The 16,196-nt window shown below is 60.1% G+C and carries 12 protein-coding genes; 2 read left to right on the top strand and 10 right to left on the bottom strand.

Annotated features, from left to right (window positions below; all coding sequences use genetic code 11):
• Positions 1 to 30: 30 nt before the first annotated feature.
• Both J0G10_RS00595 and J0G10_RS00590 read right to left on the bottom strand, forming a co-directional pair.
• Complete coding sequence (locus J0G10_RS00595) at positions 31 to 867, bottom strand: amino acid ABC transporter permease (protein WP_095125055.1); 837 nt, start codon at positions 865 to 867, stop codon at positions 31 to 33.
• A complete protein-coding gene (locus J0G10_RS00590; protein ID WP_220557197.1) occupies positions 864 to 1,685 on the bottom strand; it encodes an ABC transporter substrate-binding protein in 822 nt (273 codons plus the stop codon). The genes J0G10_RS00595 and J0G10_RS00590 overlap by 4 nt, the downstream gene beginning before the upstream one ends.
• Before the next feature lie 113 nt (positions 1,686 to 1,798).
• On the opposite strand from J0G10_RS00590, the gene J0G10_RS00585 reads away from it, so the two are divergent.
• The gene (locus J0G10_RS00585) at positions 1,799 to 2,698 is read left to right on the top strand and encodes a homocysteine S-methyltransferase family protein (protein WP_220557196.1); all 900 of its coding nucleotides are present in this window, start codon (positions 1,799 to 1,801) and stop codon (positions 2,696 to 2,698) included.
• Positions 2,699 to 2,798: 100 nt separating this feature from the next.
• Here J0G10_RS00585 and J0G10_RS00580 read toward each other — a convergent pair whose 3' ends face one another.
• Genes J0G10_RS00580 through J0G10_RS00570 form a run of 3 tightly spaced genes read right to left on the bottom strand, consistent with a single transcriptional unit; the run spans position 2,799 to position 4,564 of the window.
• Positions 2,799 to 3,470, bottom strand: a complete 672-nt coding sequence (locus tag J0G10_RS00580) for a GNAT family N-acetyltransferase (protein ID WP_220557195.1) — start codon at positions 3,468 to 3,470, stop codon at positions 2,799 to 2,801.
• Between the two features lie 12 nt (positions 3,471 to 3,482).
• Entirely contained in the window at positions 3,483 to 3,929 is a 447-nt protein-coding gene (locus tag J0G10_RS00575) for a GNAT family N-acetyltransferase (RefSeq protein ID WP_095125052.1), read from the bottom strand.
• 11 nt (positions 3,930 to 3,940) lie between these two features.
• Complete coding sequence (locus J0G10_RS00570; protein ID WP_093429613.1) at positions 3,941 to 4,564, bottom strand: FMN-binding negative transcriptional regulator; 624 nt, start codon at positions 4,562 to 4,564, stop codon at positions 3,941 to 3,943.
• A 92-nt stretch (positions 4,565 to 4,656) separates the two neighbouring features.
• Here J0G10_RS00570 and pdxR point away from each other — a divergent pair, with 92 nt between their 5' ends.
• Positions 4,657 to 6,210 (top strand): MocR-like pyridoxine biosynthesis transcription factor PdxR, encoded by a 1,554-nt coding sequence (pdxR, locus tag J0G10_RS00565; protein WP_220557194.1) that lies wholly within the window; start codon positions 4,657 to 4,659, stop codon positions 6,208 to 6,210.
• Here pdxR and J0G10_RS00560 read toward each other — a convergent pair.
• The 5 genes from J0G10_RS00560 to J0G10_RS00540 form a co-directional block, all read right to left on the bottom strand.
• Complete coding sequence (locus tag J0G10_RS00560; RefSeq protein WP_220557193.1) at positions 6,167 to 10,762, bottom strand: dermonecrotic toxin domain-containing protein; 4,596 nt, start codon at positions 10,760 to 10,762, stop codon at positions 6,167 to 6,169. The two genes, pdxR and J0G10_RS00560, sit on opposite strands and share 44 nt — an antisense overlap.
• 151 nt (positions 10,763 to 10,913) lie before the next feature.
• Positions 10,914 to 11,939: a histone deacetylase family protein gene (locus tag J0G10_RS00555; RefSeq protein WP_095049634.1), complete on the bottom strand. Its 1,026-nt coding sequence runs from the start codon at positions 11,937 to 11,939 to the stop codon at positions 10,914 to 10,916.
• A 123-nt stretch (positions 11,940 to 12,062) separates the two neighbouring features.
• Positions 12,063 to 13,055 (bottom strand): AraC family transcriptional regulator, encoded by a 993-nt coding sequence (locus J0G10_RS00550; protein WP_095049635.1) that lies wholly within the window; start codon positions 13,053 to 13,055, stop codon positions 12,063 to 12,065.
• A gap of 241 nt (positions 13,056 to 13,296) precedes the next feature.
• Positions 13,297 to 14,301, bottom strand: coding sequence for an asparaginase (locus tag J0G10_RS00545; RefSeq protein ID WP_220557192.1), 1,005 nt, complete (start codon positions 14,299 to 14,301; stop codon positions 13,297 to 13,299).
• Positions 14,302 to 14,472: 171 nt separating this feature from the next.
• Complete coding sequence (locus tag J0G10_RS00540; protein WP_095049637.1) at positions 14,473 to 15,921, bottom strand: alanine/glycine:cation symporter family protein; 1,449 nt, start codon at positions 15,919 to 15,921, stop codon at positions 14,473 to 14,475.
• Between the last annotated feature and the right edge of the window lie 275 nt (positions 15,922 to 16,196).

Raw genomic sequence — 16,196 nt, 5'->3', positions numbered from 1 at the left:
CCCGACGCAGCCCGCAATGTGCTGATCGCCCTAGCTACGCCGCACATATGCCTTTCCATAATGGCGTTCCATTTTCGCCTGAATCAATTCCAGTCCAATCGACATCAGCCAGTAAATGATCGCCGCCGTCGTCAGCATTTCGATATAGCGGTAGCTTGAGCGTCCATAGGACTGGGCGAGAAACATCACTTCCCAGACGCCCATTACCGAAATCAGCGACGAGTCCTTGAGCATCGAGATGAACTGGTTGGTGGTGGGCGGGATGATCGTGCGCATGGCTTGCGGCAGGGTGATGCGCCAGAAAATCACCGTCTCGCGCATACCCAGTGCCAGCGAAGCTTCGCGCTGGCCGTGGTCGACACCGAGGATGCCGGCGCGGAAGATTTCGCTGAGATAGGCGCCGTAGTTCAACGACAGGGCAATGATGCCCGCGACGATGGCGCCAGGCACGATGCCCAGTTGGGGCAAGCCCAGGTAGATCAACAGGATCTGAATGAGCAGTGGCGTGCCGCGAAAGAACGAGGTGTAGAAACTGGCGATGCCGAACGCCACGGCGCTTTTCGACAGGCGCGCCAATGCCGTGATGAAGCCCAGCAGGGACGAGGCGACAATCGAGCACATACACAGGAAAAGCGTCAGCGCCGCGCCTTGCAGAAAGCCGTTGGGCGCCAGGTGCAAGCCGACCAGGTTGGGCAGTTTGTCGAGGATGATCGAGAACTTCAGGTCGAAGCTCAGGAAGAACCCGGCGAACAGGCAGAACAGCGCCGCCCATGTCAGGTACAGCCGCGTACGAAAACCGAACAGGCGTTGCAGGCGTGATTCAGCCACCGGTTGTGGTGGCTGTGGAGGTGTCGGGAAAGAAGTCATTGGCTTATATCAGCGCCGATCCATTTTTGTGACAGCTTGCTCAGGGTGCCCTCCTGCTTCAGTTGCGCGAAGACTTCACGCACCTTGGCGTCCCACTGCGCATCACCCTTTTCGATGGCCACCGAATTCGGCTCCGAGTACAGCGGCGCGCCGGCCAGTTTGAAGCGTTTGTCTTCGTTCAGGCGTGGCTGCGCGGTGACGAGGTTGGTGAGGATTGCATCCAGGCGCACGCCGGCGCCCAGGCCCAAATCCTGGAAGGCGACGTTGTCGGTATCGTACGGCGCGATCTGCACGTCTTCGAACGGGTACTGCAACTGCTTGTCTTCGGCACCTTCGATGACCAGGTTCTTGTTCAGATAGCTTTCGTAACTGGACGCGCTGGTGAGGCCGACTTTTTTGCCGCTCAGATCCTTGGCGTCGTGGATCCGCTCATCCTTGGCGTTGACCACGATCACCGCTGGCGAGGCGTAGTACTCGACCGGGAAGTCGAACACTTCGGCGCGGGCCTTGCTCGGCGTCATCGAGCAGATGCAGATATCGTAGCGCCCGCTCCAGCGGCCGGCGGCAATGACGTCCCAGGACGGTGTCTCCAGTCGCAACTTCACGCCTAACTTGTCAGCCACGGCCTTAGCGACGTCAACATCGAAGCCATCAAGCTGATTCTGGTCATTGAGAAACGAGAACGGTGGGTAGCTTTCCATCAGCACGCCGACCAGTTCTTTCTTTTGCTCGATACGGTCCAGCGTCGTGCCACCAAAGGCTTGCGTGGAGGCGACCAGAATGGTCAGGCCCAAGGCCAGTAGCGGTTGAAATTTCACGGTCGATCCCTGGGTAAAAAAGAGGTTGTTTTTAACGGAATGGTGCGTATTAAATAGTTATAAGAACGACTCTGATAGTGAGTTATTTTCATAAGCATATGAGTGAAAAGCATATGGGCGCAGGCAGCACGATTATTCTCGATGGCGGCATGGGCCGTGAGTTGCAGCGCGCCGGGGCGCCATTTCGTCAACCGGAGTGGTCAGCACTGGCGTTGAGCGAGGCGCCGCAAGCGGTTGAGGGGGTGCATGGCGCTTATATCGCCAGTGGCGCCAATGTGATTACCACCAACAGTTATGCCGTGGTGCCGTTCCATATTGGCGAAGAGCGCTTCGCCGCTGAAGGGCAGGCGCTGGCCGCGTTGGCCGGTGAGCTGGCGCGACGTGCGGTGCAGGCCTCGGGGAAATCCGTGCGAGTGGCTGGCTCATTGCCGCCGCTGTTTGGCTCCTATCGTCCGGATCTGTTCAACGCCGACCGAGTGACCGAGTTGCTGGCGCCCTTGGTCAATGGCTTGGCCCCGCACGTTGATCTGTGGCTGGCGGAAACCCAAAGCTCGATCATCGAGGCGCGTGCCATTCACGCCGGGTTGCCGAAGGATGGCAAACCGTTCTGGTTGTCGTTCACCTTGAAGGACGAAGACACCGATGAAGTGCCACGCCTGCGCTCTGGAGAGCCAGTCGCCGAGGCGGCTGCGGTGGCGGCTGAGTTGGGCGTCGAGACGTTGTTGTTCAATTGCAGTCAGCCGGAAGTGATCGGTGCCGCGATTGATGCCGCGCGTGACACCTTCGAGCGTTTGGGGGCGAAAATTCACATTGGTGCTTACGCCAATGCGTTTCCGCCGCAGCCAAAAGAAGCTACGGCCAATGACGGACTTGATCCGCTGCGCGATGACCTGGATCCGCCGGGTTACTTGCACTGGGCGATTGACTGGCAGCAGCGCGGTGCGAGCCATTTGGGCGGTTGCTGCGGGATCGGGCCAGAGCACATTGCGGTGCTGGCGCAGAAACTGGGCTGAAAATAGATCAAAAGATCGCAGCCTGCGGCATCTCCTACAGGGTGAACGTCAATCCCGTGTAGGAGCTGCCGCAGGCTGCGATTTTTTGCTTTTCAGGTAATCACGATCGGCATTCAACCAAGCCTTTCACCTGCCCGTCGGGCGTCTGATTTTCGTCCGACAGCCACCTTTCGAAACCTGCCGCAATCGCCGGCCACTCTCCATCCAGAATCGAGTACCACGCAGTGTCGCGGTTCTGTCCCTTGACCACCATGTGCTGGCGGAACACGCCTTCGAAGCTGAAACCCAAACGCTCGGCGGCGTACTTGGAGCGGGCGTTGCCGTTGTTGCATTTCCATTCGAGGCGACGGTAGCCGAGGTCGAAGGAATATTTGGCCAACAGGTACACCGCTTCGGTGCTTCTCGGCGAGCGTTGCATCGGCGCGCCGAAGGTGACGTGACCGATTTCGATGCGGCCCTGGGCCGGGACAATCGACATCAGGCTGAGGATGCCTTGCACCTGACCGCTGGCGCGATCTACGACGCTGAAGAAATACGGGTCGCTGGCGGCCGCGTGGTTGTTCAGCCAAGCGTCGAACGCCGTGCGCTCCGGGAATGGGCCATAGGGCAGATAATCCCAGAGTTTCGGATCGGCACCGGGGCCTTCGAGTGCGGCGAACAGCGGGTCACCGTGGCGCGCCGGGTCGAGTCTTTCCAGGCGAATGAAACGCCCTTCAAGCAAGGTGGCGGTGGGGGCGGCGACGCCTTTCCAGTCAGCGAGTGAAGCGGTCATGCGTGCGTCTCCTTAAAGGGCTTGGCGAAACTGGATGAAGCCCGGGCGTTCGGCGATACGCTCGTAGAGCTGGATCGCGGTGGCGTTGGTTTCGTGGGTCAACCAATGAACCTTGCAGCAGCCGTCAGCCTTGGCGGTGGCGTAGACGTGTTCGATCAACCGGCGGCCGACGCCGGTGCCCCGGGTCTGCGGGACCACCAGCAAGTCCTGCAGGTAGCAGGAGTTTTCGATGCTCCAGTTCGAACGATGATAGATGTAATGCACCATGCCTACCGCTTTACCGCCAGCCCAGGCGAGGGCGGCGTGGGTCGATTCGTTCGGGTCGAGAAAACGCTGCCAGGTGCTGTGCGTCACAGCGTCCGGCAGTTCGGTGTTGTAGAAACGCAGGTAGGCCTGCCATAGCGGCAGCCAGGCGGCGTGGTCGTCGGCGCTGACCGGGCGAATGTCGATCTGACTCATGGGGGATTTCCTTAGCGCATCAATCGGGCGAGGGTTTGATCATTGATGTCCGGGCTGGCGGCCAGGCCTTCGCGCACGCCGGCAATGTCTTCGGCGCTGCGGTTCTGGCTGAGCTTGCGCTTGCCTTCGAGACGGTCAATGGGAATGGCGAAACCGACAATCGCCTTGAGCATGCCGTCGATGTAATCGGCGGGCGCGTCGGCGACTGACCACGGTTGGGCGCGGCCGGCCTCATGCCGGTCGGTGAGGGTGCTGACGATGTCGAGCAGGCGTCCGCCATCGCTGAAGGTTTCGGCGTGGCCATAAGCGTGCACGGCGATGTAGTTCCAGGTCGGCACGACTTTGCCGTGTTCAGCTTTGCTCGGGTAAAAGCCCGGGCTGACGTAGGCATCGGCGCCGGCGAAGATCAGCATGGCTTCGGCGCCGTCACGCAGGTCTTTCCACTGTGGGTTGGCGCGGGCCAGGTGCCCGTAGAGCGTGCCGTACTCGCCTTGTTCGCAATGCAGCAGTACCGGCACATGGCTGGCCTGCAAGCCACTTTCGCCATGACTCACCAGAATGGCGAGGCGGGTGGCGAGAATCAGTTCGTGCAGTTGGGACAACTCTTCGATGGCAAAGGCGCGTGGCGTGTACATGGGCAGATTTTCCTTGGCGAATGCCAGCATCCTAGGCAGGCTATTGGTCTGTTGTAAGAGCCATTGATGACCAATTTCATAGGTCCATTGCCATGCCCGATTCGCCGCTGTTATCCATGCCGTTCAACCCTGCCGGGATCGAGCTTGATCGCCGTCAGGGTTTGAGCCGTCAGCTGTATCAGGCTTTGCGCCTGCGCGTACTGGATGGACGGCTGGCGAGTGGCACGCGGTTGCCAGCCAGTCGCGATCTGGCGGCGGCGCTGGGGATTTCGCGTAACAGCGTTGTGCGCGCCTACGATCAACTCTATGCCGAGGGTTTTATTGAAGGGCGAGTGGGGGACGGAACCTACGTCGCACAATTGATGCCAGTAACGGCCTCGGCAAAAAAACTATCCACAAAAGTATCCACAGGGTTTTCAACAGGCTTACCCACAGCCTTATCCACAAATTGGCTGGATTTACCTGTGGTTTCATCCAGTAAAGTTATCCACAGCGGTGGTTTTTCGCGCATTGAAAACAACCATTTGTCCAAGCCGCCGAGCGGTCCACCGCGAGCGTTTCGCGTCGGGGTTCCGGCGTTTGATTTGTTCCCATTCGAGGTGTGGGCCAAGCTGAATGCGGCTTTCTGGCGTAAACCGGATCTGGAGCAGTTGTGTTACGGCGACCCGTCAGGCGACGCGCGCCTGCGTGCAATGATCGCTGCCTATTTGCGTAGTTCGCGCGGCATGCAGTGCTCGCCTGAGCAAATTGTGATCACCAGCGGCGCACAGCAAGGCATTAGCCTTTGTGCACAGCTGCTGGTGGAGCCGGGCGATGGTGTGGCGATCGAGAATCCGGGCTACCGCGCGGCCGGTCATGCGTTCGCGGTGGCGGGCGCTCGTTTGCACGGGATTGCCGTGGACGAGGAGGGCATGGACTGCTCGGCGTTGTCGGCCACCGGGGATTGTCGTGTGGCGTATGTGACGCCCTCTCATCAGTACCCGACAGGCGTGGTGATGAGTCTTGCCCGGCGCCTCGAACTGCTCGCCTGGGCCGAGCGCAACCAAGGCTGGATCGTCGAGGACGACTACGATGGCGAATACCGCTACACCGGTGCGCCGCTGGCGCCGTTGGCGGCACTCGATCGACAGGGGCGAGTGCTGTATGTCGGCACTTTCGGCAAAGTTGCCTTTCCGGCATTGCGCCTCGGTTATCTGGTGCTGCCGCCGGCGCTGGTCGATGCCTTCTCGCAACGCCGCGCGGTGGATGTCCGCCATTCCGAGGTCAGTACCCAAGCGGTGATGGCCGAGTTCATGGCGGCCGGGCATTTCCAGCGGCATATCCGGCGCATGCGCCGCGCCGCCCTGAGCCGTCGCAATACCTTGCTCCACGGTTGGCCGACCGCCATTGCCGGTGTTGGAGATTTGCCCGCCGTTTCCGCCGGGCTGCACCTGACGGTGGCCGTAACAAGCATCGAGCGCGAGCAGCAGTTGATTGCGCAGGCAGCAGGCGTTGACGTGGAGATCAACGGCTTGAGCAGTTACTGGCTGCCGGACTCCACTGCACCGCTGGACCAGCGCGCCGGGCTGGTCCTGGGCTTTGCCGCCGTTCCTGAACCTGACATTACAGCGGCACTGAAGCGCTTGCGGCAGGTTTGGCAGGCGTGAAGAACAGATGCTCGGCTGACTGTCGTGAAATCTCGCTGCGATGGATTTCGAGGAGCTGCGAACTGGTGGGATCGCTCGGCTCGTGGGAACCGCCGATGTGTCGTTGCGCGACTGTTTTCATATGACCGGCGGTGAACGAAGCGACGGGAGCGTCGACACTGCTGTAGTGGAAGTGTGCGTAACACAGCACCTTGCCGGTGTGGGCATCGCGTACTTCGTATTCGTCGAGAAAACCCCTTGAGTGGCCTTTGAGCCGGCGACGGGTAATGGTTTTGGAAATCGTCACTTCACCCTTGTCTTTGAGCCACTGCACCCCCGCCGCAGTCGGCGGTTGTTGTTTGATCAGTCCGATGCGAATGCTGGTGCCTTTTTCGTCAAGGGCGTTAGCGGCCTCGTCAAGCTTGTGGCTGATTTCTTCGGTCGGCTTTTTGAAGTCTGCGGTCAGATTACTGGCGGTCAATGCTTCATCAATCGCCGCATTGGCTTCGCGCAAGACAGCGGCATGCTTGTGGTATTCCTCCTCGACCTCGACAGGTATCCGCCGCCCTCGTTTGAGGTGAGCCTCGATACGTTGGTGGAATGCAGCCAGGCCGTCGATCAGCGCCTGGCCTGCACGGCTGCTGACACTCAGGGAAGGACGGGCCTTGGGTTGGCGGGTCTTTGCCGTGCGCTGTTCTACCCAGACACCGGGTGACTCTTCCTGGAATGTGGCGATGACACCCGTCAGGGTGGTTCGTACTTCCACCTGGTCGGATTTTTGCCCCTTGATGCGTTTTTTTCGATTGCCGACTACCGTGCCTCTGGATTGGGTTTTGATGATCTGGCGCGTTGATGATCTCGCCTTCGAAGGCCCCGATGTCGGTCCCAGCAAGTGCTTGAAGTGCAGCAACTCGGCCAGTTTTACATCCGTGCGCGCCCTGAACCCGTTTACCCGTTTACGCACATGCTGCAGTCGCTCAGTGTTGATCTGTTCGGGGTAGTCGATGAGCAGATCACCAAAGCGCTGATCGATGGCGGAAAACTGTTCGGCCACATTGCTCAGGACATCGATGCGTTCGCGCAGGTTGTCGAGGCTTTCATCCTCGGTCAGATTCAGCGTGCTCTGGATACTCAACGCGGCGTCTTCGACGAGACTGGCGAGTGCCTGATAGGCATTGGCGACGTCCGCTGTCGTACCGGCCTTGATGCAAATTTCCTGGCCAAGACTGATCTGCAAAAGCTTGAGGTCGTTCAGATCATATTTCGGCAATGCCTTGCGGTAGGTTGGAATAATTTTGACGGCATCTTTTCCCAACAACATCAGTTCGTCAAAACGGCTATTGGCCAACTCTGTTTTTTCAATGATGGCCTGGGTCTGGAGGGTCATTCTTTCAAAGGTCTGAACAAACGCCTGCGCGATGAAACCGGCTTCATCGGCAAGCATTGTCTGCATGGCCTTCAGGTCAGTCTGAAATACGGCGGAATGCAGGTCGAGCCATTCCTGCCCGAGAAACAGCTGCATTTGCAGTCGCTCAATCATGACGGTCCGGTAGTTCGGAATCGGCTCTTTCTGATTCAACGCCTTGATCTGTTCAATATTCGCGCCGTACGCCTTGAGCTGTGCGCCTAGCGTTGCCAGATAGTGCTCGCGTGCCGGTCCTCGTGCTTGCCCGTCCGCATCGTTGAAGGCTTTGTGGTCAGCATCACGCTGAATCTGCTTGGCTTTCATCGTTGCGTCGAACGCACTGATTTCGGCAGTCAGTTGCCTGGCGTCCATTTTGCTCACGTCCTGAACGGCCTCAAGTGCGCTGTCAAGTCCGCCGCCTCGCAGGCGCAAGCGAAGGTCGACCACCCATTGGCCGTTGGCCGTGCGGGTCAGTTGCGGCCCGTTGCGCGGCGGTTGCTGGCGCGAGTCGATGATCTGCACCTCGGCGTGCTCATTGAGCATGACTTCGAACCAGCGCTGGCCTACGGGAGCGAACCACTGTTGTTGACGGGAATAAAGATGCCTGTGCGTGCCCTCGGTGGCGGCATCGCCGATGCCTTTGGGTTTGGCGATCTGAAAACTGTCGAGCAGCGCTGCGAGTGCGACCGGGGATCGTTTCAGCGCCGTGAAGGGGTTGACCACCATCTCATGCGCAATGGGCAGTGCAGTGCTGGAGACGTCCGGCAACTGCAACGGTTTGCTGACGACGAGTTCGGTGGTGACGGTGGCGGTGGGTTCTTCCTGCGGGATCGACTCGCTGAATGGCTTGTCGCCGACCGCTGCGCGATGGGCGAGCACCATGCCCAAGGCCAGGAGAATGTCGGTGAGGGCTGTCCAGGCAAGCTTGCCGGATTGCTCATTGGCCACGTCGCTGATCTCTTGCAGGTCGTCCATGATCTGCCAGATCCACGCTGCCGTGCCGACGCTGCGCCCGAGGAATGGCAAAGCCGCGTTGAACAGCATCCAGCCGCCGTGTTTGAGCGTTGCCCAGCGTGCTTCTGCATCAGAGACCGATTGCCGATCGGCCTGGGTGATGACAGCCTGCACGTTGCTGTTATGCAGGGTCGCCAGTACATCGTGTTCAATCGTTGCGGTCGCCAGCGCAACGGGGCCGGACATGTCGAGGGCGGTGAAGGGGTTCACCAGCAATTGCGGGATAGTCCAGACTGAAGGCAATCGGGCGGTGAAGACGAACTGGCTGTAGTTGAAGCGCACATCGTCCGGCAACCAGGCCAGGACCGATTCGCGCAGCTCCTGTGAGTGCTGGATCTCGTAAAACAGGTTGGCGTGTGAGGGAAATTGCATCAGTGCCGTTTCGAACAGCGGTCGATAAAGCAGGCACGGCCCTTTGTCCGCCTCGCGCGGGCCGATGACGAACATGTTGTTGACGATATCGGCCTGTGATCGACTGCGATGGGCCACGAACCCCAGCGGGCGAATGACGATTTCATCGCGATCGACATGACGCTCATCGCCGGTGTTTGCCAGCGCGGCAACCACATAGCGGTAACCCTGTTCAGTGATGCCGGTCTTGCCCTGTATTTTGTGCTGCAACGCCAGCAGCGGCAGTTCGATGGGCAACTGGCTGGCATAAAGTGCTTGCAGTGCCGACGCCTGCTCATTGTTGTCAATCAGCAGGTTTTGCAGGTACGCGGGGTAGGTCTGGCCGATATCGACGCTGCTGACCAGTTGTTGCAGGTAGCTTGCGGTCATCCACTCAGGCAACACGCCGCCATCCTTGTAACGTGCGGTTTTGTTGCCGGCTGGCTGCCCCGCGAGGTTCTGCAGCGCGAGTTCAATGAGCGACAGCGTCTTGGTCTGCGTGTTACCCGGCAAGACAAATGTGCCCCAGACCACCAGGCTGGTGATGCTGATCTCGATGTCATCGATCCTCACCTCGCCGGCTTGCGGATGATCCTTGGCTATCTGTTGTTTCAGGGCATCACGGGTGAACGCTTGCAGGCTGATGACTTCGCTTTGAAATGATTTTCCCTTGTTCGTGTGCTGCACCATCGTCAGATCCAGCAGATGCCGGCTGTAACGGGTTTGATCGGCGGGAGAGGCGCTGTCGAGCCATTCTGGCAGCATCGGACGCAGGCGAGCGATATGAGGTTTGAGGCGCGGTGTCGGCTCTCGCGGATTGCCGACAGTCCCGGTGTGCGGATATAGCTCGCTGGAACTCGAACCCTGAAAATAATTGATCGCGCCCAGCGCCTCGGCTTCCAGGGCGACCAGTGTGCAGGCTTGATAGTCGAAGAAATGGCCCTGTGGTTCGACCAGTCGCCATTTCAACCCGGCACCGGAGGCACCTTGCCAATAACGACGCGGCAGGGCTTCGCCGAGTTTTTCCAGCGATTGAAAACTCTCGAAGCCCTGCAGCACCGAGTGGGTCATGATCAACGTGCGCTTGTCGTCGGTGCCGATCAGTACCGCGGTATCGAGCAGGGTCACATGCTTCTGCTCGTCACCCTCGCCGCGGTCAAGATCAATCAGGCAGGCGCGGGTCTTGTATTTGTCGGTGGGCAGTCGCTGGTGTTTGTCCGGGTATTTATAAAGCGCTTCGGCCATGGCGCGCTGGTCGGCATCCCAGCCAGGGTTCGCGTCGACCTTCCACAAATTGCGCAGGGCCTGTGACATCTGCTGCCAGCGCGGCTGCCCTGGGTAGGTGAAATCATCCCAGTAATTGACCTGGTGTTCCTTGTAGGCGATGAACAGCAACGGTGCCAGCTCATTGAGCAGCTTACCGATCGCGCTGATTTTCACCGGCAGCTGGATGGCGGACGGCAGGTCGGGCTGCAAGGTCAGATAATGCTCACCGTCGAGATACGCCACAGTCGTGCCGGAGAGGCCCAGGCGTACCAGGGTGTCGGTCAGCGATTCGATCAGGTGGCGACCCGGGACGACCCGATCATCTTCAATGACCCAGGTCGGTCTTACGACCATGGCCAACTGCGGGTCGAGATCGAGGTCGGGATACAGCGTCCTGAGCGCGGGGCGCAGCGTTTTCGACGCAACTTCTCGCAGTGAAGGGCCGGTCACCAGTTGAGTCACGACATCGACGGCGCTGGGCGAGGGGATTTCGGGCATGGGCAACTCCTGCTCTGATGGGCGCGCCCAAGGGCGGCGGTTCCGGGCAAGGTAGCGGCGAGCGGCGGCGCACGTGCGGTACATACATATTGCGGGCAAAAAAAGACCCGCCTGGGCGGGTCTGGTGTTTACGGTTGCGACGAGAATCTGGTTATCGTTCGAAGCCTTCCAATACGTTCACCGCGTTGATGCCGATTTCCTCCACAGCGTAACCGCCCTCCATGACGAACAATGTCGGTTTGCCGAGTGCAGCAATGCGCTTGCCCATCGCCAGATAATCGGGGCTGTCGAGTTTGAACTGCGAAATCGGGTCATCCTTGAAGGTGTCGACGCCGAGCGATACGACAATGACGTCGGCGCCGTAGCGATCGATCTCGTCGCAGGCCTGATCCAGCGCCGCACTCCACACGTCCCAGCCGGAGCCTGCGGGCAGCGGGTAGTTGAAGTTGAAGCCTTCACCGGCACCTTCGCCACGCTCATCGTCGTAGCCGAGGAAAAACGGAAATTCTGCTTCCGGGTGGCCGTGGATCGAGGTGAATAGCACGTCGCTGCGCGCGTAGAAAATCGATTGCGTGCCGTTGCCGTGGTGATAGTCGACGTCGAGGATCGCGACCTTCTTGTGGCCCTGATCGAGGAACGCCTGCGCGGCGATCGCAGCGTTATTGAGGTAGCAATAACCCCCCATCAAGTCGCTGGCAGCGTGGTGTCCCGGTGGCCGGCACAACGCGAAGGCAGCGCGCGCGCCACGCTGGATTTCTGCTTGCGCGGTCAGGGCAACTTGCGCCGCGCTGTACGCCGCTTGCCAGGTGCCGGCGGTGATCGGTGCGCCGCCATCGAAGCTGTAATAGCCGAGCTGGCCGTGCAGGCTGGTCGGTTTGATTGCACGCAGAGTGCGCGCCGGCCAGGTGTAGGGCAGCAGATCGCCGTCGGTATTGAATTCAGTCCAGCGCGGCCACGCGCCTTTGAAAAAGTCGAGGTAGTCACGGCTGTGGATGCGGGCGATCGGCTCCAGACCGAAATCCTTCGGCGCCTCGACCGGGCCGAGGTTCTGGTTTTTAACGCGCTGCAGCACATGGTCGGCGCGCGACGGCATCTCGAAGCACGGCTTCAGTTGGCCATCGATGAGTTCGCAGCGGCCATGGTGCAGGTGGTGATCGTCCGAGTAGATCGTCAGCATTTGTTGTTCTCCGCAGGGCTGATTCGGTTGCTCCCAGTGTTGCGGCGCGAGGTGAATCGGAAAACGGCAGGAAAGGCCAAAAGGGGATGGATATGGCCAAAAACACTGACCGCAATTCGCCCCTCAGGCCCGGAATTGGCTCGGCGCCACGCCGCTCCAGCGCACGAAGGCATGACGAAAGCTCGCAGTCTCACTGAAGCCAAGGGTCTCGGCGATGCGGTAGATCGGCAACTGATCCTCACACAACATCTGCTTGGCTCGCTCGAAGCGCAGTTCATCGAGCAATTCCTGATAGCTGCAGCCCATGTCCTTGAGATGCCGGCGCAGAGTGCGTGGCGAGCACTTCATCTGTTGCGCCAGGCCTTCCAGCCCCGGCGCGGCGTTCAGTTGGGCGCTGAGCAACTGGCGGATGCGCCCGAGCCACGCTTGGCGTCCGGTGAACTCAAGGTTCTGCTTGCGGCAGCGTTCAGCCATGGCTTGATGGGTGATGACATCGGCCAGCGGCAGCGGTTGATCGAGCCAGTGACGGTCGAAGGCGAAGGCGTTGTCCTTGGCGGCGAAGTGCAGCGAGCTGTCGAAGTGCTCGGTATAACTGTCGCGATAATCCGGTGCGGCGTGTTCGAAGCGCGTGGCGAGCAAGGGCAGCGGATGCCCGAGCAGGTCATCACAAATGACTTTCAGCGACACCAGGCAGAACTCGGCATTGAACACCGCCATCGCCGGACTCTCGCGATAATCGGCCGCGACGAACCAGACGCGTTCGCCATCGTCTTCCAGACTCAATTCGAAAAGTGTTCCCAACAGCGCCGGATAGCGAATCGCCAGACGTAAAGCGTCACCGAAGGTGGCACAGGTCAGCAAGGCATAGCCAAGGATGCCGTAGCAGGAAACGTGCATGCGCCGGCCCAGCTCCAGGCCGATGTCGTGCTTAAGCGCGACTGCATTGGCGCAGACCTGCATCTCCTGATTGGTGGTGATGCGCGTGTCGGCCCGGCTGAGATCCGCCGCACTGATGCCGCTGCCGGCCAGCAACGCTTCGCTCGACAGGCCTTCGGCTTTGAAGGTGTTGAGGATTAGCGAGACGGCGTTGAGGGTGGTGAGGTGGGAGTGCAGCATAAGATCTTCCAGCCTGAGGATGGCTGGAACGCAGCAAATTGCATGCCGCAGCAGCCCCTCACCCCAACCCTCTCCCAAAGGTAGAGGGGGCCGATTGGGGGATATTGGCGAGATGCACCGAGGTGATACATCTCTGCCGAATCCACAATCGACGCGATTTATCAGGTCGACGGACAGCGAAAAACAACTCGGTCAGTGCCCTCCCCTCCGGGAGAGGGTGAGGGCCGATCCAGAGCCTTGCTCAGAGCAACTCACCACACAAATCCAGTTCGATCAGCCGACGCATTTCCGCCGTTTCCAGCCCTGCACCGAGCACCCCATGCAACTTGCCGAACGCCGCCTCACGAGTCATGCCACCACCGGACAACACGCCTACACCGCGCAATCGACTGCCAGCCTCGTAAACATCCAGCTCAACGCCGCCTTCATGGCATTGCGTGACCGCCACAACGACTACGCCGTTATCCCGCGCACGGCCAAGGCTTGCCAGAAACTCAGGGTTGTCGCTCGGCCCTGTACCGCTGCCGTAGCACTCCAGCACCAGACCCTGAATGCCGCTGGCGAGCAGACCATCAAGGACTTCGGCGCTGATGCCGGGGAACAGTGGCAGCACGGCAACCTTGGCCAGTTGCTTCGGCTGGTTGTAGTTCAACGACGCTGGAATCGAAGGCGCTTTCACGCCGCCGCCCTGACGCTCAAGTCGTTTGAACGGATGACGGCCGAAGCTACGCACCTTCGCGCAACGGGTTGGCGCCAGTAGCTCACCGTGGAAGTACAGATGCACACCGGGCGCCAGGCCTTGGCCGAGGGCGACCAGTGCGCCGCCGAGGTTTTCCCAGGCATCGCTGTCGGTAACACCGGCCGGCAGCATGGAGCCGGTGAAACATACGCGAGCATTCAGCCCCAGTAACTGGAAGCTCATCGCCGCCGCACTGTAAGCCAGGGTGTCGGTGCCGTGCAGGATCAGCACGCTGTCGCAACCTTGCACATCCACGGCATCGACCACCGCTTCACGCAGTTGCTGCCAATAGGCCGGGGTCATGTTGGCGCTGTCGATCAGCGGCGACATTTCCCGGAAGCGCCACTGCGGCACAACGAGCTCAGGCTGACTGTGCAGGTAGTCGCGCATCCGCGCTTCGAAACCGGACGCCGGGGCCAGGCCATTGGCGCTGGCCTGCATGCCGATGGTGCCACCGGTGTAGAGCACCATGACGTGTTGGGCGGCGGGGTAGGAATTGGCAATCATCTGAGGGTCTCCACAAGAGATGACATTGTAGGAGTGAGCCTGCTCGCGATAGCGGTTCATCATTCAACATTGATGTTGGCTGAAAGACAGCTATCGCGAGCAGGCTCACTCCTACAAGTTATTGCATCACAATAACTGACGGGCGCAGAGGATGCGCCCGTCATTCACCTGTCAGCGTTGCGCTGCAGGTACGCCTTGCGGCTCGGCTTCGGTCTTGTCGGCAGCGGCAGACGGGTTGGTCGGCCAGGCCTTCAGGTCGAGATCCAGATCGGTAAATTTGCTGGAGTCGAACACGGGCTGTTTAACGCCGGCACGGCGCTGCTCGTCGTAGTCGCGCATTACGCGCATGCCGACCTTGAACAGCATGGCCAAGGCCACCAGGTTGACGAAGGCCAGACAGGTCATGGTGATGTCGGCGAAGGCGAACACGGTCGACAGGTCCTGCATCGAACCCCATACCACCAGCGCCAGCACCAGGCCGCGGAAAATCATCAGCGCGGCGCGGTTGCGGGTGAGGAACTGCAGGCTGTTTTCGCCCAGGTAGTAGTTGTAGAGGATGCAAGTGAAGACGAACAGCGACAGCGCGACGCTGACGAACATGCGACCCCAGTCACCGACCACAGCGGCCAGCGAGTTCTGGGTCAGGACGATGCCGTCACCTTCGAAGCCCGGGGTGTAGAAGCCCGACAGCAGAATCAGCAGCGCGGTGCAGGTGCAGATCACGAAGGTGTCGAGGAACACGCTGAAAGCCTGAACCACGCCCTGCGCGCCCGGGTGCTTCACGGCAGCCACAGCGGCGACGTTCGGTGCACTGCCCAAGCCCGCTTCGTTGGCGAATACGCCACGCTTCACGCCCATGACGATGGCGCTGCCAAGCAGGCCGCCAAAGGCCGGGTCGAGGCCGAAGGCGCTCTTGAAGATGGTTTCCAGCATGGCTGGTACGTGTTCGATCTGGGTACCGATCACGTACAGGGTCACGCCGATATAGGCCAGGGTCTTGATCGGTACGAGCAGGTCGGACACCGAGGCAATGCGCTTGATGCCGCCGATGAAGGTGATGGCGAGCAACACTGCCAGGACGATACCGGTGTGTTGTGGGTTGAATTCAAAGGCGTTCTGCAGCGAGTGAGTCACGGTGTAGGACTGCAGGCCAATGAAGGCAAAGCCGTAGGTGACCAGCAGCAGGACCGAGAACACCACCGCCATGCCTTTGAGTTTCAGGCCGTGCTGGATGTAGTAAGCCGGACCGCCACGGTACAGGCCGTCGCCATCGGCGCGCTTGTAGACTTGGGCCAGGGTGCATTCGAAGAAGCTGCTGGACATGCCGACCAGTGCGGTCACCCACATCCAGAAGACCGCACCTGGACCACCCAGGGTCACGGCGATGCCGACACCGGCGATGTTGCCTGCACCGACACGGCCGGCAAGGCTGAGCATCAGGGCCTGGAACGAGCTGAGTTGCCCGGCGCTGCCTTTGAGGCTGTCGCGGAACACCGCGAACATGTGGAAGAAGTGCCGCAATTGAACGAAACGCGAGCGAATCGTGAAGTAGCTACCGAGCCCGACAATGAGCACGATCAGTACTTTCCCTGAGAGGAAGTCGTTGATGACTTCGAGCATGGATTTTTCCTCGCTGTTTTTTGTGTGAGCAAATGCTGGATGGTAGAAATATCGTGTTACACCGGTGTGCGCGCGGCACGACAGGTGAGGCGATGGTTTCGTCCCGGATCCATTTCGCGGGTTTGTTATTAGTTCGGGTTTCGCATGGGTTATGGCCTCGTTACCGACGACCGCTCACGCGAAGAGGGGCGGCACTATACCGATCAGTGACGCGCCCGTCTGCACGGTAGTGGTGCAAGCGACGAAACGAGGCTTTGAAACACCCGGCGTTACCG

Source organism: Pseudomonas germanica, from assembly GCF_019614655.1.
Taxonomy (GTDB): domain Bacteria; phylum Pseudomonadota; class Gammaproteobacteria; order Pseudomonadales; family Pseudomonadaceae; genus Aquipseudomonas; species Aquipseudomonas neuropathica.
Note: the sequence above shows the minus strand (reverse complement) of the source record. Positions and strands in the feature narration are given on the sequence as shown.